The organism is uncultured Roseobacter sp. (assembly GCF_947499265.1).
Taxonomy (GTDB): Bacteria; Pseudomonadota; Alphaproteobacteria; order Rhodobacterales; family Rhodobacteraceae; genus Roseobacter.
In genome coordinates this window covers 293,623-311,398 of the sequence record NZ_CANMNK010000006.1, presented here as the reverse complement: position 1 = coordinate 311,398, position 17,776 = coordinate 293,623, and the positions used below count along the sequence as shown (strand labels likewise).

Genomic DNA, 17,776 nt, shown 5'->3' with positions numbered 1-17,776 from the left:
CGTCAATGTTCCCAAAAATAGACGGTCGCGGGCTCAGGCTCCCAAACCTGTGCCGCGTCGATGCCCGGCAGGTTGACCAAAGCCCGGTATTCCGACCCAAACGCGACATATTGATCCGTTTCGGCCAGCACGGCAGGTTTGCACGCGATGGGGTCACGCAACACGCCAAAGCCGTTTTTTGTGCCCACAACGAATGTGTAAAACCCGTCAAGGTCCTGCAATCCCGCCTCCAGCGCCTCACCGAGGTTGGCGCCCTGCTGCATTTTCCAGGTGAGGTAGGCGGCGGCGACTTCGGTGTCGTTTTCGGTCTCGACCCGCACCCCCTGCCTGCCGAGCTTGCGCCGCAGTGAATTGTGGTTGGATAGCGAGCCATTATGCACCAGGCATTGGTCAAGACCGGTCGAAAACGGATGCGCGCCAAGCGTTGTCACGGCGCTTTCCGTCGCCATGCGCGTGTGCCCGATGCCATGGCTGCCCTGCAGCTGCGGAATGTCAAATCGGTCGGCGACCGATTGCGGCAAACCAACTTCCTTGTAGATCTCAATGGCCTCGCCCACCGACATGATGCGCAGCCCGTCGATTGCGCGAATTTTAGCCCGCAAGGCCTCCGCCTGATCTGGTGCACAGGAGACAATGGCGTGACTGTCGATCCGGGTCACATCTGCGCCCAAAACCTCAGACAGCGTTGCGAAACACCTGTCCGGATCCGCCGACTGCACAGTGAATTTCAGTTGCGCGTCATCCCCGCGATACACCGCGATGCCAGCGCTGTCCGGGCCTCTGTCCGTCATGGTGATCAGCATGTCGGTCAGCATGCGACCCAGATCGCCTTCCAGCGCTTCATCCTTCAGAAAGAGCCCGACAATGCCGCACATTTCACCACCTCATCCAATCGCAACGAGGCTAAGAGAAAATTCCAATACTGCACATCAAAAGTTTCTCAATGAGAATTTTTTATTCCCTTTGTGAATATTATTCGGCTCGATTTTCCTTGGGGTAACAAATGATCGAAAGGTAGCGCGCCGGCAGCTTCAGCATGCGTTCCGGCCCATGTGGCGCATCCGCGTCAAACATCAGGCTATCGCCGGGTTCCAGCAGATATATTTCGCGCCCATGGCGATATGCCAACTGGCCTTCGAGCATGTAGAGGAATTCGATGCCCTCATGTTGGAAAGTCGGGAACACGTCGGATTCTTCGGTCAGCAGGATCAGATAGGGCTCCACCGTCACGCCCGAGGATCCAGCGATATTGCCCAGAAGGCTGTATTGATGCCCCGCGCGGGTCCCCACGCGGTCCGCTTCGATCCCCGTGCCTGACTTGACGTGTGACGCCTCGCGGGTCTCTTCAAACCCGGCAAACAGGGAGGTCAGCGGGACACTCAAGGCTTGCGACAAGGCCTGAAGCGTGTGCAAAGACGCGGCTGTCTGACCGTTTTCGATCTTCGACAGCATGCCATTTGAGACGCCCATTTCTCTGGCCAATTGCGAGATTGTCAGACCTTTCTGACGGCGAAACACCCGCGTTTGCCGGCCAATCGCCACCAAGAGGTCATTCTCGCTGAATTCGGCGGTCTTATGTGGGTTTTGCTGAAGTTCTTCGGGCATCAAAGGAGCGTCGCATATGACATCGCATCACTCAATATGCAGTTCTTGTTCCACCTGCTCCGATACCACACCGAAGGCGTCAGGCCACGGGCGGCAGGACGCGCAAGACAAGACGGATCAGTTCTGCGCGGCTGTGCACACCGGTTTTAGACAAGACAGCGGCAATCTGGTTTTTCGTCGTTACCGGGGAGGTTCCCCTGCGATCCGCGATTTCCGGGATACCAGCCCCTTCCGCCACCCAACGGCACACATCGGTTTCCGCCGCCGTCAGGTTGTAGAGCGCCGCAAACCTTTCAAGCTTTAGATAGGGCGCCCGGTTCGGGTCAATCAGGGTTATGAGCGCACCACGCAGCCCGGTTTCCAGCTCGCCACCCGCATCCGAGATCGGTGCGACCTCCAGCAGGATCGGGGTTTCACCCGACGGCCTCGGGATCGCGAATAATACCTCGTGTTGATTTCCCGTGCCATCCGCCGTGCTCGCGGCGGCCTCAATCGCGAGGCGAACGCGTTTTGTCAGATCTGAATCCTGCGTGGATAGATACCCGTCCCGACCTTTTACCAGGCCGTCAGACAGGTCAAAAATACGTTGCGCTTCGGCATTTTCAACGATCATTGCACCCCCGGGAAGCGCAATGACAAGACCGGCCTGCACATGGTCAAGCGCGCTCAAAGCGGCCCGGTACCGCGCCTTGAGCAGCGTGAACATCCGACCCATCTCAATCGCCTTGGAGAAATGGGGGAGAAGCGGTTTGATTTGCTCTGAAAGGCCCGACGGCGCTTGATTCAGCGAGCGGTCAAATCCGATGCTCATCGCGTCAAACCACACTTCATCCGGATTGAGCCGCACACCGACCCTGCGCGCAACACCGGTGCGCTTTCGCAGAAAGCTGTAGTCGGCGCGCACATCAAGTTCATCCGCGCTCAGGCCCGCATCCGTATCCGGAATGGCCTTGTGCACGGGAAAGGATCGGAGCGCATCCCAATCCGTTTCCTGAAGTCGCGCCAGAAAAGCACCGTAATACCACCCTGAAGGTTTTCGAGAGAAATCAAGGTAGACCTGGCTCATCATTGTCAGGTTGGGCGCGCCTGCGTTTCGGCCCCGGATGACCAGGGCGATCCCGCGCGCACCGACGATGGACGTCGTCTGGTCAAGCGCGCGGCGCCAACCACCGGGCCGCACAGCCGTGTCATAAATCAGTTCGAGAGCCTTGCTTTGCTGAGCACCAAACATCGGGGTATGCCCCATTCGATCAGATAAATTTTTGAATCTATACCCCTGATACTTAGCCCATCATCGACCGCCTCTTCAAAAAATATTTTCATGGGCGGCCCGATGTCTGATGCAATCCAGACAATCGACCAAATCGAATTATCCATGACCTTTGGCCGCCGGTCCGAGACGGATCACTGCTAGAGCTTTGCAGGCAAAGGCCTTTGGGGCTGAGACATCACGGCGTCTCAGGGAGGCCTTCGAACTGTTTCGCGTTGTCGCAAATCTCGTACCAGGACGGCTTTTCACGGACAAACTCATGAAACTGGTTCCGGACTTCAAGCGCGCTGTCGATGGCATTTGCCGCAATTGGAAAGCTGTCGTCTTCAGACAAAATCTCACCCAGAGATGTGCCACAGATTTCGCAAAAGCATCGACCGTAGATATAGGGGGCCACCGGCGCAAAACGTGTGACGTGGTTTTTGCCCTGAAGCCATTTCAAATCCGTTCTTTTGACAAAAACGATGGCGCTGGCACCAACCTTGCGGCATCGGGAACAGTGACATGTCCCCATCATTGAAGGTTCCGCCAGCAGCGTAAACTTGACGGCCCCACAGCAACAGCTTCCATTGATCATCTCAATACACCTCCCTTGTGGACATCATCACATGATGGAACATTAGGTGAACATTTGGCAGGAAGCAATGTCATATCCGCGCATTGGATTGGGACATGTGGCGGCGATCAAGGGTTGCGGGCTACGATAAATGGGTGACGCGGCACCGGGCAGGAAAAGGCGACCTCATCGCATCCCTGCAACGCAATCGCCCTGACCTTGCCCGTCGAAAAAGTCGTTCCTTGCGCGTCGAAGAAACGATGCACCTAAGCGCCATCCCCCGGGCTCAGAACCCTGGGGGACTGTGCCTTCATTTCGCTGGAAGCTCTTCTGTCTTGGGCTCCGATACATCTGCCGACAATTCGGCAGCGGGAACAGGCGCGTCCTCTTTTTCCAACAGGCTATCCGCCAGGCCAGCCACGCCGTTTTCCATCGACACACCCAGTTCCTGGCCCAGTTTTTTCAGCGCTGGAAGCTGCACCGCCATGCCCATGATGGAATCAAGCGCCTGGTTGACCGGAGCCTTACCGCCATTGGCGCCGCCTTCGGCGCCCGGCAGGCCGTTCATACCGCCCACGTGGTGGATCTTGATCGAGTCGATCTTCTCGGCTGGTTTGACCATCTGCGCCACGATTTCGGGCAGTTTCTCCAACCGTGCGAGCGCAACTTTCATATTCACGATCTCTTCCGCGATGGCATTTTCCGCCTCGACGATGGCGCGGCGACCTTCCGCCTCGGCCAAAAGGTCGGCTTTCTTCGCGTCAGCCCGAATGGTCAGTGCATCCGCTTCGGCACGGGCTTCCTCCCGCTTCGCCTCTGCTCGATCCTGGGCTGCGTCCTTATCGGCCTGAGCGGCCAGACGGATACGCGTCGCCTCTCTCTCGGCTTCACGTTCCGCTTCGATCAGCGCAATCCGTTTCGCCCGTTCAGCTGTGGCAACAGAGCGCACGGTCTCAATGCTTTCGGAAGCTTTTGTGGCCTCGGCACGGGCCTCGTCCGCCGACGCACGTGCGCGGCTTTCCTCTTCCGATTTCACCGCGATGATGATCTGACGCTCCTGATCGGCCACTTCCAATTCACGATCCCGAGAAATCTCGGCTTCGCGGATCGCGCGTTCCCGCTCGATATCCGCCGCGCGAATGGCTTCTTCCCGCTTGATCCGCGCCTGTTCCTTCTCCCGCTCAGCGTCTTCCTGACGGCGCGCAATCTCGGCTTCCTGTGCCGCTTCAAGCGTCGCAATTTCCTGACGCTGGGCAATCGCAGCCTGCTGTTCGTCCTGGTTGATCTTCAGCTTCAGGCGTTCCGCTTCCATCGCGGCCCGGCGCACCGATACGTCCGCATCCGCATCAATCTGCGCGCGCTCCTTCTTTGACGTTGCAATGACTTCGGCCAGTTTGCGCATCCCCACCGCGTTAAAGGCGTTGTTCTCGTCCAGCGCTTCAAACGGGGTCTGGTCCAGGGCAGTCAACGAAACGGATTCCAGCTCAAGACCGTTTTTCAGCAGGTCCTCAGACACCGCATTTTGCACCTCTTGAACGAATTCAGCGCGGTTCTCATGCAGCTCGTCCATCGTCATCTGCGCGGCAACAGCGCGCAGACCATCGACGAGTTTACCTTCGATCATTTCCCGCAGCTGATCCACGAAAAAGGTCCGATCCCCAAGCGTTTGCGCCGCGCGGCTGATGCCCTCTTCGGTAGCATTGACCGAGACGTAGAATTCGACGCCCACGTCGACACGCATGCGGTCCTTGGTGATCAAAGCGCCCTCATGGGACCGCTGGACCTCAAGGCGCAGCGTCTTCATGTTCACAGGGCTGATTTCATGCAGCAGGGGCACCACAATCGTACCGCCATCCATGATGACCTTCTTGCCGCCCGCCCCGGTTTTCACGAGGCTGACCTCGCGTGTCGCGCGCCGATAGAGACGCCCCAGGACCAGCCCCACGAAAATCAAAAAGCCGATGATGCTGGCAACAGTTATGCCGAGTGTGACGAGGTCCATAAGTATCTCCTTGTTAAATGACGGGTCGTTTTAGGTCTTAGGTTTCAGGTTCCAGCGGCACCAGACGGTAGCCGTGATCATGCCGGTGCCGCAGCACCAGAACGCGTGTACCGGTTGCGATATCTTCATCGTCTTTTAGCGGCTCGCCGCGCAGGTAGTGCATGTTGCCGTAGCGGTCGATGATGCGCACTTCCGCGGGGTTGCCGCGTTTAGCGACGCCTTGAGTGACCGTGCCAGTACGGCGCCCCAGGTGACGATTGGACAGCGCGGTACTCTCGGTTTTGGGCAGAACACGCGCGAATAATGCGCCGAACTGGCGGGCAAACCACATGCCAAAGACACCAGCGGGCAAGGCGATCACGAGCGCGGGGAGTGCTGCGCCAGTTACCGAAATGGCGATGTTTTGCAGGATTAGCCCTGCAAGGCCAAAGGCAAGCAGGACGGCAGCAACCCAGATGAGAACGGGCATTTTGCCGATCCCGAGCCAAGCCGCAGGTCCAGCCGTCGCCGCACCGCCCGCATCGCTGCCGGGTCCCGCATCAAGATCAGGATCCGCAAAGTCAAAATCGCCCGCGTCGAAACCGTCGATGTCAATATCCAGATCGCCAACATCGGGCGCATCCAAATCAAGATCGATGTCAGCATCCGCCCCCAGTCCCAAAAGCGTCGCACCGAAGAAAGATAAGATAACTTCAAGCGCAAGCAAGCCAAACAGCAGGGACAGCGCGATTGTGAACGGAACAAAGGGTTCCGTTAGATAGAGGTCGAACATGGTCCGGCCTTTCGATTGTATTCAATGGTATACATTAGATATGGTGAGCTCACGGCAATGTTACAAGGGGGGCTTGGCCAAAACCCGGCGCGACCTCCCGTGTATCAATCATCCGATTGAGACGGTATTGTGTCACAGGATTGCGGATTTTGGGAAATGCATCTCGCCCGATCGGCGCCGATTTGCCAGCCACGCGCCATATTCGAACGACTGTCATAAGCAAGTCATCGAAGCTTCGGCAAAATTTCATAGCTGAACCAGCCTGCTGTCACGGAATCGCGTGATGCTGGCCCTCTGACATCTAATGGAGAATTTGATGCTGCGTTTTCTTGCACCGACCACTGCAATCGTCCTCGCCAGTGCAGCGGGGGCCAAAGATGTCTCGTACATCGGGGCCGTTGAAACCGTCGCCGGGGAGGCCACAGATGTGGCGCGGGGCACTGTCTTTCTCGACAGCAACCGCAACGCCGCGCTGGACGATGGCGAACCCGGTGTGCCCGGCGTGATCGTCTCCAACGGCCGCGAGGTCGTGATCTCCGGCGAGGATGGCAGCTATGAGTTGCCAGCCTATGGCGACATGAACCTCTTCATAACGAAACCTGCTGGCTATGTGACCCCGGTCAACGCTCAGATGGTCCCGCAATTCGCCTATGTGCATAAAGAGGCCGGGTCACCTGATTTGCGTTTTGGGGGGCTTGCTCCGACAGGCCCCCTGCCCGCGGCGATCAATTTCCCGCTGATCGAAGATGCGCAGGACACCACCTTTGACTGTCTCGTCTTTGGGGACCCGCAACCCTACAGCAATCGCGAAATCGGCTATGTGCGCGACACCGCCGGCAATATGCTGGCTGAGCGCGACATGGGCGACACCGAATGTCTGATCTTTGCCGGGGACATCATGGGCGATGATCTGTCGCTCTATGACCGGTTCAAGGACATCATCGCCGTCGGCCAGACCCCGCAATACTTCGTCGGCGGCAATCACGATGTGGATTTCGATGCCGCCTCGGATGCCGACAGTTTCGATACATTTCGCCGGGAATGGGGGCCGGAATATTGGGCGGCTGAGATCGGCGATGTGATGTTCATCGGTCTCGACAATGTCCGCTACCCCTGCAACGGCGTCGATCCGCATCCCTTTTGCTCCACCGACAAGACCCACACCTACAATGGGGTGATCAGCGAACGTCAGCTGGAATGGCTGGGGAATTTCCTGCCCAACGTGCTACAGGACAAGCTGGTCGTGTTGACGGCACATATTCCGTTCCAGACGTTCACCGACAATACAGCTGCCAAGCATCAGACCGACAATCTCGATGAGCTTGCCACCCTGCTGGACGGCCGCAAGGTTCTGGCGCTGGCGGGCCACACTCACACCACCGAGAACATCGAAGAGGGGGAACATTTCCACGGCTGGGAAGAGAATACCAATGTTGCAGGCGCGCCCTTTCACCAGATCATCATCGGGGCTGTGTCCGGCTCCTGGTGGGCAGGGGATCTGAATGATGCGGGCGTGCCGCGTGGCACACAGCGCCTTGGCAGCCCGCGGGGATATTACCAGCTGTCCTTTGACGGCAGCAGCTATGTCGACACCTACCACGTCTTTGGTCAGAACGGCGCACAACTGCACGCCAGTTTCAATACCCCAAGGTTTCGCGAGTGGGCGGCTCGTTTGATCGCGTATCGCGATCTTTATGAGCGCTCCTTTGATCAGGAACCACCTGTGATCAACCGTGACCTCGGTGATCTCTATATGCTGACGCTCGACGATCTCGCAAATGGCACCTGGGTGGCCGTGAACGTCTGGAACGGATCAAAAAGCTCGCAGGTGTCGGTTGCCATCAACGACGGCGACGAGATGATGGGCACGCGGACCCAGGCGGGCGCTGGAGAAGAGAAGCTGGAGGGTGTGAACTATGCGGATCCGCTGGCGATCTGGCAGCAGTCGACCATCAGTTCCGTCTCGGCGCGATCCGTTGACGGCGGCTCCGACACGCAAGGCTATACGACCTGGCAAGGAACGGAGTGGTTCGGCAAGGCGGGGCCTTTCCAGCGCTGGATGCTGACGGATAGCAGCCAGCATCTGTGGCGCGTGGATCTGCCCTCCGAGCTACCCATTGGCACTCACACTTTAACGGTTTCCACAACGGACCGGCATGGGCGCTTTTTCACCCAGAAGTACGCATTCGAGGTGGTCGAGGAGTTGCCAAACCCGAACTGGCAGGCGGAATTCTGGGACTGATGGCGCCCGTTTCGTTCAAGGAATTTTCTGTGTCGCAGAACTATTTGGCCGCCCTCTTGCGCTGGCGCGCAACAGTTTGAACCGGCGACGGGCGTTTGCGCATTGCGATACGGCATTCCGAAATCGCGGGCAGGCTTCAGATGAAGCGGTGCGGCGGGGTGATCAGGTCCTATGATGAAGGCCGCAAGGAGCGCCCGTTGATCCCCAGCGCATGATCGTTGCGTAAATCACGGGCGCGCCAACGACAGCTCAGTGCGTCAGAACCTGATCCAAAAAATTCCGCGTCCGATCATTTTGCGGCGCTGTAAAGAAGCTTTCCGGCTCGTTCTCCTCGATGATCTCGCCTGCATCCATGAAAATCACTCTGTCTGCTACCTTCCGCGCAAAACCCATCTCATGGGTCACACAAACCATGGTCATGCCTTCCTGCGCCAACGTCACCATCACATCGAGCACTTCGCCGATCATCTCCGGATCAAGCGCCGAGGTTGGCTCGTCAAAGAGCAGGATTTCCGGCTTCATGCACAGCGCGCGCGCGATCGCGACCCGCTGTTGCTGACCACCGGATAGCTGCCCCGGATACTTGTCGGCCTGATTGCCGATCTGCACCTTGTTGAGATATCCCATTGCGGTTTTCTCCGCCTCGGATTGGGAAATCTTGCGCGCCAGAAGCGGGGCCAAAGTACAGTTCTCAAGGATCGTGAGATGCGGGAACAGGTTGAAATGCTGGAAACACATGCCCACTTCGCGGCGCATTTCCTCGATATTGGGAGCATCCGCGCTGATCATATCACCGTTGATCTTGATCTCGCCCGACTGGTGTTCTTCCAGTTGGTTGATCGTCCGGATCATCGTTGATTTGCCCGACCCGGAAGGTCCGCACACAACGATTTTCTCGCCCTTTGATACGGTCAGGTTGATGTCCTTGAGGGCGTGAAAAGTGCCGTAGTATTTGTTCACGTTGATCATTTCGACGGCAGGGGTCATGGATCAGTCCTTCTCAGAAAGTTGCGGGTTGGTGGCTGCGGGTGCGGGATCTTCGAGATGCCGCGGGTCGATCACCATAAGATCCACGGCACGGGAGGGGTGCTGCGGGATCATGCCTTCCGTCCGATCAGATTGCGCGCGTTCAGCGCGGCTTCGATTTCCGTCAGGATTGCCGGGTCATCAATGGCGGCGGGCATCTTGAACGCGGCCCCGTCTGCGATCTTTTGCATGGTGCCGCGCAGCACTTTTCCGGATCTGGTTTTGGGCAACCGCGCGACTTCCACCGCGGTCTTGAAAGCTGCAACCGCACCGATTTTAGAGCGCACCAGTTGCACCAGTTCTTGCTCAAGGTCTGCCGCACGTCGGCCTGCCCCATCGTTGGGCACAAAGAACCCAAGCGGCATCTGCCCCTTCATCGCATCCGCCGCGCCGACCACGGCGCATTCGGCAATATCGGGGTGGCTGGCGATCACTTCCTCCATCGCACCGGTGGACAGGCGGTGGCCTGCGACATTGATGATGTCATCGGTGCGCGCCATGATGAAAACATAGCCGTCCTCATCAATGATCCCGGCGTCCGAGGTCGCGTAGAACCCGGGGAATTCGTCTAAATAGGCGCTGCGAAACCGCGCCTCGGCATTCCACAGCGTCGCGAAACCGGAGGGCGGTAGCGGCAGTTTGCAGACGATATTGCCCAAAACACCCGGTGCGACCTCGTGGCCATCGTCGTCCAGCACCCGGATGTCATAGCCGGGCATCGGTTTGCCCGGGGAGCCCAGTTTCACCGGAAAGGCCCCGAGGCCCACCGGGTTGCCGGACATTGCCCAGCCTGTTTCGGTCTGCCACCAGTGGTCGATCACCGGGCGTTGCAACTTCTCTTGCGCCCATTCGATTGTGGCCGGGTCGGAGCGCTCACCCGCAAGGAACAACGTGCGGAAATGGCTCAGGTCATACGCGGCGATCAGCGCACCTTTGGGGTCTTCCTTCTTGATCGCACGAAAAGCCGTCGGGGCCGTGAAGAGCGCCACCACCTTGTGGTCCTGGATCACCCGCCAGAACGCGCCAGCATCCGGTGTTCCAACCGGTTTGCCCTCGTAGACAACCGTTCCGCACCCGTGCAACAGCGGCCCATAGCAAATGTACGAGTGTCCGACGACCCACCCCACATCGGAGGCCGCCCAGAAAACCTCCCCCGGTGCGAGACCGTAGTGATGCGCCATCGTCCACTTCAGCGCGACCATATGACCGCCATTGTCGCGCACCACACCTTTCGGCTGGCCGGTCGTCCCCGAAGTATAGAGGATATAGAGCGGATCCGTTGCCGCGACGGGCACGCACTCTGTGCCCTGACCCGCCTTTTTCGCGGCCTGAACGGCATCCGCGTAGTCGACATCGCGCCCGGCAACCAGATCACAGGGCAACGTGTCGCGCTGCAGGATCACGCAATGATCGGGCTTGGCGCCAGACATTTCAATGGCTGCATCCAGAAGCGGCTTATAGGCGATGACCCGGCCCGGCTCGATACCGCAGGATGCGGAGATGATCGCCTTCGGTGCGGCATCGTCGATCCGTGTTGCCAGCTCATGCGCGGCAAATCCACCGAACACAACGGAATGAATGGCGCCCAGCCGCGCACAGGCCAGCATGGCGAAAACCGCCTGCGGCACCATCGGCATATAGATGACGACCCGGTCGCCTTTTTCGACGCCAAGCCCGCGCAGCACATGGGCCAAGGCGCTGACTTCGGTCTGCAACTCAGCAAAACTGTAGCTGGCGGTTTGCCCCGTCACGGGGCTGTCATAGATCAGGGCGGTGTTGGCCCCCTTCCCGGCCTCGACATGACGGTCCACGCAATTGTAGCAGGTGTTGCATGTGGCCCCGACGAACCACCGGCCATAGGCGCCACTGTCCTTGTCGAACACCTGATCAGCCAGGCGGAACCAGTCGATGGCCTTACCAGCTTCCCCCCAGAACCCTACGGGGTCATTGGCCCAGGTGGTATATGTTTCGTCGTATTTTGAACTCATCAAAACCTCAACAGGTGTAGTTCATGCCAATGCGACCGCCGTCCACATAGATGGTCTCACCGGTGATGTATTTTGCGCGTTTGCTGGCCAGGAAGGCCACGGCATCGCCAATATCGCGGGCTTCGCCAATGCGTTTCAGCGGCGTGCGCGACATGACCATCTTCATGGCTTCGGGGTTTGCGTTCACACCCGCCATCATCTCGGTATCGATGGAGCCGGGGCCGACCGCATTCACACGAATGTTGTGGGGGGCCAAGGCCAGGGAGGTTGCCTTGGTCAGTTGCATAACACCCCCCTTGGAGGCGCAATATGCGGCAATCGAGGGAATTGCGACAACCGCATTGATCGATGACATATTGATGATCGCGCCTTCAATTTTATGAGCCACCATGGATTTGGCCGCGCGTTGCATGGCCAGAAAGGTTCCTGTCAGATTGACGTCGATGACCTTCTGGAAATTCTCCAGCGGTGTCTCAAGGAAATCACCAGACATGGCGACGCCCGCATTGTTCACCAGAATTTCGACCGCGCCATGCGCCGCCTCGATCTGATCGAACAGCGTTGCAATCTGGGCAGGATCGCCCATGTCGCAGGCCAGCCCAACAGTCCCGTTGCCCAAATTTTTAGCCGCCGCCTTCACGCCATCCGCGTTGATATCGGCCAGCACAAGCCGCGCACCGTCTTCGGCCAAAGCCTCCGCGCAGGCATAGCCGATCCCCTGAGCGGCCCCGGTCACAAGAGCAAGTGGTGTCTCGGTCATCGTCGTTTATCCCTCATATCCATAGTCTTTTTTGGCTTGCGCCCAGGTGATGAAACCATCCGCCAAATCCGCAGACACCTGTGCACGGTCGCGCGCCCCAGGCGCGCCATATCCACCGCCGCCGGGGAGGCTCAGTTTCAACCGCCGCCCGTTTTTGACCAGTTGGCGGCCTTTGCTGCGCAGCTTCGTGCCATCTGTCAGTTCAACCCGACCGGCTGCCCCATCAGCGCCGCCGTCGCGCCCGCGGGCTGGGTTTTCCACCCGGTCAAACATCGCGTTGAAGTAAATGTCATAACCTGCGCGCGGCTCGATTTCGATGGTTTGGCCCAACCCGCCGCGCATCGCCCCCGCCCCGCCCGAGCCTTCACGCAAGTCTTTCCGCCACACGGTGATCGGGCCCACATGTTCCGTGGCCTCAACGCTCATGGTCGACACATCGGAGGGAAAGGCGGTGGCCGATAGCCCGTCAAATCCGGGCCGCGCGCCGGTGCCCCCCGAATTGAACATCAACACCTCGGCATTGGGCAGATCGCTCTGCGCGTCACTTGGCCGTGCAGAAATCTGGATGTTCCAAAGCGCGCTCGCCCCCTCGGCGGGCACCGTCTCCGGCATCGCCTTGTGCAAGGCACCCAGCACGACATCCGGCACCAGATGTCCCAAAACATGGCGCACCGACACAGGCGCTGGCCGCTTGGCCGCGAGGATGCAGCCCTCGGGGGCCGTGATCTCGAAGGGGTCCAGCGAACCGGTATTGTTCGGCACATCCGGCGCAATGGCGCATTTCAATCCATAGCAGGCGTAGGCGCGCGTATAGACTTCCGGCACGTTGACGCCAAACCTGCTCATTCCCGAGGTGCCGTCGAAGTCCGCTTTCAGCCTGTCGCCTGCCACGTCGAGGCGCACAACCATTTGCACAGGTGCGTCATAGCCATCGACCTGCAGGGTGTTGGCGAATGACCCATCCGGCACCTTCGCGATGGCGTCATGTGTGGCTTTGCGGCTGGTCTCGATCACGAAATCCGACAGCCCATCCAGATCATCGATGCCAAATTCGCCCATCATGGTCTGCAACCGCCGGTCGCCCGCCTCGTTGCAAGCGGCCAGCGAATACATATCGCCGACAACCATATCAGGCGCCCGAACGTTGGCGCGGACCATGCGGATCAGGTCATCCGACACGCGGCCACGTTCTGCGAATTTCATGATCGGGATCAGCAGGCCTTCTTCGTAGACCTCATTCCCGTCCGGCCCAAATCCGCGCCCCCCGATATCAACGACATGCGCAGTGCAGGCGAAGAAACCAATATGATGACCGTTACGGAAGGTCGGGGACACGACGGTGATGTCGTGCAGATGCCCGGTGCCAAGCCAGGGATCATTGGTGATGAAAACATCGCTCTCAAAGATGTTCTGCGCACCGACTTCGCGCAGGAAATGCGTAACACTCTCTGCCATGGCATTCACGTGCCCAGGTGTGCCAGTCACGGCCTGCGCCATCATCCGACCTTGCCTATCGAACAAACCTGCCGACAGATCCCCGGCCTCGCGCACTGAGGTCGAGAACGCGGTGCGGATCAGGGTTGTAGCCTGCTCCTCGACCACCGCGATCAGCCGGTGCCACATGATCTGATAGTCAATGGCGGTGGGTGTCATGCGGCCTCTCCCTTGCGGCGCAAAAGCAGGCTGCCGTCACCCTGCCCGATTGCGCGATAGGCGGATGTCACGATGGTCGTGGTCTCGTTTTCAACGATCACGGCAGGCCCATCGACGATCTTTCCCGGTGTCATGGCCGTGCGCTCGACCTCACGCGCGGCAACCATCGCGCGCCGCGCAGCATCAAAAAAGCTGACCTCCCGATTTGCGTCTGCCGGCGTGCCGCTGTCGTGCCGTGCGATCTTGACCACATCAGGCAGCACCGTTGCCACCACCAGAGACCAATTGGTGATCTCGGCCTTCAACCCGTCGATGATGCGGCCAAATAACGTGCGGTAGGCATCTTCAAACGCTGCGAGGATCAGTTTTTGATCGCTATTTTCGAACACCTTATGCGGCAGCGATACGGGGATTTCCCAGCCCTGCCCGGAATAGCGCATGAATGCGGTCAACCGTGTTGTCGTTGCCGCACCCCTTGCCCCATCGTCGACAAAAGCGCGTGCTTCCCGCTCCATCTCGTTCAATGCGGCGTTCACGGCTGTTGCGTCGAACTGATCAAGCTTTTGAAACAGCCCGCGCGTCGCCTCATAACTGAAGGGCGCCTTGAGAAAACCAATGGCCGAGCCGACACCCGCGCCGGGCGGGATGATCAGTTCTTCAATGCCCAGCTTTTCGCACAAGCGGCAGGCGTGTAATGGCGCGCCACCGCCAAATCCGATCATCGTGAAATGCTCGATGTCACGCCCGTTCTCGACCGTATGAACGCGCGCGGCATTTGCCATGTTCTCATCAACCATCTCGGTCACGCCAAAGGCGGCATCCGGCACTTCGAGCCCGGTCGAAACCGTCAACTCCGCCGCGACTGCACGGCGCGCGGCCTCTGTGGACAAGGGGATCGCACCGCCCGCGAAATTCTCGGGATCCAGACGGCCCAGCAACAGGTTCGCATCCGTCACGGTCGGCGCCTCACCCCCGCGTTGATAGCAAGCCGGTCCGGGTTCGGAGGCCGCTGACCGCGGCCCGACCTGAATGCGCCCCATGCTGTCAATCGAGGCAATCGAGCCCCCACCGGCTCCAATCTCGACCATCTCGACCACCGGGGTCGAAATGATCATGCCGGAACCCTTTTTGAAGCGATAGGTTCGCGCCACCTCAAAGGTGTTTGCCGTCTTGGGCGCGCCGTCTTCAATCAGGCAGATCTTGGCCGTGGTGCCCCCCATATCGAAGGAGAGCACCTTATCAAGCCCATGGCCCCGCGCCAGATGCGCCGCGAAAATTGCGCCGCCTGCAGGACCGGATTCCAGCAAGCGCACCGGTTGCTCGGCCGCCGTTTCCACCGAGATCAGTCCCCCACCCGAATGCAGCATGAAAACCGGCGCCCTAACCCCTGCCTGCCGCAGGCGCTCCACAAGCCGTCCCAGATAATCGGCCACCTGCGGCTGCACATAGGCATTCGCGATCACCGTGTTAAACCGCGGTAATTCCCGCATTTGCGGTGAAATGACGGAGGAGATCGAAATCGACAGCTGCGGCGCTGCCGCCTGCAACGCCTGCGCCATCTGCCGTTCGTGGGCGTCATTTGCATAGCTGTGCATCAGGCCAATGGCGACCGCTTCGTAGCCACCTGCGAGGATGCGTTCGACCATCGCCGCCACGTCGTCTTCGGCCAGGGGCAGTAAAACCTCGCCAGCCGGGCCCATGCGCTCGTTCAGCGTGAAACGATCCCGGCGTGCGACCAAAGGTTTGGGCAGTGTCAGGTTCAGGTCATATTGCTCAAACCGGTTCTCGGAGCGCATTTCGATAACGTCCCGGAACCCTTCTGTGGTGATAAACGCAAGCTTGGCGCCGCGCCGTTCGATCAGCGCATTGGTCACCAGGGTTGTGCCGTGAATGACCTGATCAATCGCTGCCAGGTCGCACCCCGCCTGTGCCGCCGCCTGTGCAATCCCATCAAGAATGGCCTGCTCGGGCTGGCTGTAGTTCGTCAACACCTTGCATGTCGCCAAACCGCCGGGATGTTCGAGCGCGACATCCGTAAATGTGCCGCCAATATCAACGCCGACGCGGATCGAGGAAGAGGTCATAGGGTCAGATGCTCTTGAGAATTTGGTTGGCGGTGAAAGCCGTCTGATAAAGACGGGACATGATCGGGGCCGACGGTACAGTCTTAAGCTCGGTCATGGGCAAGGGCAGATCCGCGCGGTCCATCCCGGTCAGAAGATCGGCGATGGTTTGGCCGAACATGGTGCCGGTCGTGATGCCCCGCCCATTGTACCCGATGGGCGTGAAAAGGTTCTTGTCCAATTCGTAGATGCGCGGCAGGTGATCGGGGGTCATCGCGATCTGGCCATGCCATGCCTCCTCAAATTCCATCGGCCCCAGCGACGGGAAAATACGCGCGATCTGCTTTCTGGCCCAGCGATGGGACAGACCGCCATTCACACCACCCACAACCTTGCCCATGCTGCCAACCAGCAGCCTGTTGAACGCGTCGCGGCGGATGTTGAACATGATCTGGCCGGTATCCCAAAGCCCCTGTTTGCCGGGCAGGATATGATCGGCCTCCGATCCCAGAGGTTTGGTCGCCAGTTGAAAGTAATGGATCGTGGTGAAGACGCGTTTCAGATCAGGCCACAGATCATCGGTGTAGGCATTGGTCCCCAGCACCACGGCTTTGGCGCTCAGCGTGCCCTTGCTGGTCTCCAGCTTCCAAAGGTTACCGTCCTTGCGCAGTTTCGTCGCCCGGACGCCGGTGCTGATCTTTGCACCCGCCGCGAGGGCCGCGCGCGCCAGCCCGCGACAATACCCCATCGGGTTAATCGTCCCCGCGCGGTGATCCAGAAGACCACCGTGGAATGCATCGGTTCCGATCATGTCGGAGACTTCCTGGCGGTTCAGAAGATCCACAGGTTCGCCCAGACGCACCCATTCCTCATGCCGCCCCTTCAGGTCGCGAAAACCACTGGCGGCGTGGGCGGCGTGAATGGTGCCGGTTCTGGTCACCTCACATTGGATCTGGTGTTTCTCGATCAACGAGAACACATATTCCGGCCCGCTGCCGAATTTCTTGATGAACCGCGGCCCATAGACCCGGCCCAATTCCTCACGCACTTCCTGAGGCGGCAGCCAGAGTGCGGCGTTCACCAGACCACAGTTGCGCCCCGACCCGCCAAACCCGATTTGGGCGGCCTCGACCACCTGCGCCGACATCCCCTTTTCGGCGCAATGCAGGGCACTGGACAATCCGGTGAACCCGCCCCCGACAATCGCCACATCAACGGTTGCGTCACCGTCAAGCGGGCTGTGATAGTCCTGTTCTTTCGCCGAAGCGTCCCAAAGCGAAATTGGGCTTCGTACCGTCATTTCGAAACTCCTCCAAGACAGCACCGGTTCGGGGTGCCGTATTGACGTGGGCAAGGTTGCAGCATCCATTTCATTGTGTCAATATATGAAATATATATTCTATATAACAGCACGGATTTAGGAATGAAAAAGCTCAAGACCGCGGCCGCTGACATGGTCAAAGCCGCGCGCGCGCAGATTGAAGAAATCGAAACAAAGGATCTGATCGGGATGATAGACAACCCCGATGTGGTGATCGTCGACATCCGCGATATCCGGGAAAGACAGCGTAGCGGTTTCATCCCCGGAAGCGTGCACGCCCCGCGCGGCATGATAGAATTCTGGATCGACCCCGACAGCCCGTATTACAAGGAGGTGTTCGGCCAGGACAAAAAATACGTCTTCCATTGCGCGTCAGGATGGCGTTCCGCCCTCACCGTTGCGAGCCTGAAGCAAATGGGATTTGACGCTGCCCACCTCAAGAAAGGATTCTCAACCTGGGCCGATCAGGGCGGGCCCGTGGAAATGCCGGAACCGAAAAAAAGGGACTGATCCGCGCT

At 59.1% G+C, this 17,776-nt stretch carries 14 protein-coding genes; 2 read left to right on the top strand and 12 right to left on the bottom strand.

Features of this window, described 5'->3' with window-relative positions; translation table 11 throughout:
* Positions 1 to 2: 2 nt before the first annotated feature.
* The 6 genes from Q1A63_RS17760 to Q1A63_RS17735 form a co-directional block, all read right to left on the bottom strand.
* Positions 3 to 875 carry a glutamine amidotransferase family protein gene (locus Q1A63_RS17760; RefSeq protein WP_298973180.1) on the bottom strand — a complete coding sequence of 291 codons (873 nt, stop codon included), beginning with the start codon at positions 873 to 875 and terminating at the stop codon, positions 3 to 5.
* 97 nt (positions 876 to 972) lie between these two features.
* Positions 973 to 1,605, bottom strand: a complete 633-nt coding sequence (locus Q1A63_RS17755; RefSeq protein WP_298973178.1) for an XRE family transcriptional regulator — start codon at positions 1,603 to 1,605, stop codon at positions 973 to 975.
* A gap of 79 nt (positions 1,606 to 1,684) precedes the next feature.
* Positions 1,685 to 2,836, bottom strand: coding sequence for a helix-turn-helix transcriptional regulator (locus tag Q1A63_RS17750; protein ID WP_298973176.1), 1,152 nt, complete (start codon positions 2,834 to 2,836; stop codon positions 1,685 to 1,687).
* Between the two features lie 217 nt (positions 2,837 to 3,053).
* A complete protein-coding gene (locus Q1A63_RS17745; protein ID WP_298973474.1) occupies positions 3,054 to 3,389 on the bottom strand; it encodes a GFA family protein in 336 nt (111 codons plus the stop codon).
* Between the two features lie 352 nt (positions 3,390 to 3,741).
* Positions 3,742 to 5,433: a flotillin domain-containing protein gene (locus Q1A63_RS17740; RefSeq protein WP_299632334.1), complete on the bottom strand. Its 1,692-nt coding sequence runs from the start codon at positions 5,431 to 5,433 to the stop codon at positions 3,742 to 3,744.
* A 37-nt stretch (positions 5,434 to 5,470) separates the two neighbouring features.
* On the bottom strand, positions 5,471 to 6,205 hold the full coding sequence (locus Q1A63_RS17735) for an OB-fold-containig protein (RefSeq protein ID WP_299632333.1): 735 nt from the start codon (positions 6,203 to 6,205) through the stop codon (positions 5,471 to 5,473).
* A gap of 316 nt (positions 6,206 to 6,521) precedes the next feature.
* Between Q1A63_RS17735 and Q1A63_RS17730 the strand changes: the two genes are divergently transcribed.
* A complete protein-coding gene (locus tag Q1A63_RS17730; protein WP_299632331.1) occupies positions 6,522 to 8,447 on the top strand; it encodes a calcineurin-like phosphoesterase C-terminal domain-containing protein in 1,926 nt (641 codons plus the stop codon).
* A gap of 249 nt (positions 8,448 to 8,696) precedes the next feature.
* Here Q1A63_RS17730 and Q1A63_RS17725 read toward each other — a convergent pair whose 3' ends face one another.
* The 6 genes from Q1A63_RS17725 to Q1A63_RS17700 all read right to left on the bottom strand — a co-directional run bounded on the left by Q1A63_RS17725 (position 8,697) and on the right by Q1A63_RS17700 (position 17,237).
* Positions 8,697 to 9,434 carry an amino acid ABC transporter ATP-binding protein gene (locus Q1A63_RS17725; protein WP_299632330.1) on the bottom strand — a complete coding sequence of 246 codons (738 nt, stop codon included), beginning with the start codon at positions 9,432 to 9,434 and terminating at the stop codon, positions 8,697 to 8,699.
* 110 nt (positions 9,435 to 9,544) lie between these two features.
* Positions 9,545 to 11,461 (bottom strand): propionyl-CoA synthetase, encoded by a 1,917-nt coding sequence (locus Q1A63_RS17720; RefSeq protein WP_299632329.1) that lies wholly within the window; start codon positions 11,459 to 11,461, stop codon positions 9,545 to 9,547.
* Positions 11,462 to 11,468: 7 nt separating this feature from the next.
* The gene (locus tag Q1A63_RS17715; RefSeq protein WP_299632328.1) at positions 11,469 to 12,221 is read right to left on the bottom strand and encodes an SDR family oxidoreductase; all 753 of its coding nucleotides are present in this window, start codon (positions 12,219 to 12,221) and stop codon (positions 11,469 to 11,471) included.
* Between the two features lie 6 nt (positions 12,222 to 12,227).
* Positions 12,228 to 13,874 (bottom strand): hydantoinase B/oxoprolinase family protein, encoded by a 1,647-nt coding sequence (locus Q1A63_RS17710; protein WP_299632327.1) that lies wholly within the window; start codon positions 13,872 to 13,874, stop codon positions 12,228 to 12,230.
* On the bottom strand, positions 13,871 to 15,958 hold the full coding sequence (locus tag Q1A63_RS17705) for a hydantoinase/oxoprolinase family protein (RefSeq protein ID WP_299632326.1): 2,088 nt from the start codon (positions 15,956 to 15,958) through the stop codon (positions 13,871 to 13,873). The genes Q1A63_RS17710 and Q1A63_RS17705 overlap by 4 nt, the downstream gene beginning before the upstream one ends.
* 4 nt (positions 15,959 to 15,962) lie before the next feature.
* Positions 15,963 to 17,237 (bottom strand): FAD-binding oxidoreductase, encoded by a 1,275-nt coding sequence (locus Q1A63_RS17700; RefSeq protein WP_298973151.1) that lies wholly within the window; start codon positions 17,235 to 17,237, stop codon positions 15,963 to 15,965.
* Positions 17,238 to 17,360: 123 nt separating this feature from the next.
* Between Q1A63_RS17700 and Q1A63_RS17695 the strand changes: the two genes are divergently transcribed.
* On the top strand, positions 17,361 to 17,768 hold the full coding sequence (locus Q1A63_RS17695; protein ID WP_298973150.1) for a rhodanese-like domain-containing protein: 408 nt from the start codon (positions 17,361 to 17,363) through the stop codon (positions 17,766 to 17,768).
* The last annotated feature ends 8 nt before the right edge of the window (positions 17,769 to 17,776 follow it).

Coding starts and splice junctions, on each gene's coding strand:
- Q1A63_RS17760 (WP_298973180.1), bottom strand. CDS start 875: ATGTGCGGCATTGTCGGGCTCTTTCTGAAGGATGAAGCGCTGGAAGGC.
- Q1A63_RS17755 (WP_298973178.1), bottom strand. CDS start 1,605: ATGCCCGAAGAACTTCAGCAAAACCCACATAAGACCGCCGAATTCAGC.
- Q1A63_RS17750 (WP_298973176.1), bottom strand. CDS start 2,836: ATGTTTGGTGCTCAGCAAAGCAAGGCTCTCGAACTGATTTATGACACG.
- Q1A63_RS17745 (WP_298973474.1), bottom strand. CDS start 3,389: ATGGGGACATGTCACTGTTCCCGATGCCGCAAGGTTGGTGCCAGCGCC.
- Q1A63_RS17740 (WP_299632334.1), bottom strand. CDS start 5,433: ATGGACCTCGTCACACTCGGCATAACTGTTGCCAGCATCATCGGCTTT.
- Q1A63_RS17735 (WP_299632333.1), bottom strand. CDS start 6,205: ATGTTCGACCTCTATCTAACGGAACCCTTTGTTCCGTTCACAATCGCG.
- Q1A63_RS17730 (WP_299632331.1), top strand. CDS start 6,522: ATGCTGCGTTTTCTTGCACCGACCACTGCAATCGTCCTCGCCAGTGCA.
- Q1A63_RS17725 (WP_299632330.1), bottom strand. CDS start 9,434: ATGACCCCTGCCGTCGAAATGATCAACGTGAACAAATACTACGGCACT.
- Q1A63_RS17720 (WP_299632329.1), bottom strand. CDS start 11,461: ATGAGTTCAAAATACGACGAAACATATACCACCTGGGCCAATGACCCC.
- Q1A63_RS17715 (WP_299632328.1), bottom strand. CDS start 12,221: ATGACCGAGACACCACTTGCTCTTGTGACCGGGGCCGCTCAGGGGATC.
- Q1A63_RS17710 (WP_299632327.1), bottom strand. CDS start 13,874: ATGACACCCACCGCCATTGACTATCAGATCATGTGGCACCGGCTGATC.
- Q1A63_RS17705 (WP_299632326.1), bottom strand. CDS start 15,958: ATGACCTCTTCCTCGATCCGCGTCGGCGTTGATATTGGCGGCACATTT.
- Q1A63_RS17700 (WP_298973151.1), bottom strand. CDS start 17,237: ATGACGGTACGAAGCCCAATTTCGCTTTGGGACGCTTCGGCGAAAGAA.
- Q1A63_RS17695 (WP_298973150.1), top strand. CDS start 17,361: ATGAAAAAGCTCAAGACCGCGGCCGCTGACATGGTCAAAGCCGCGCGC.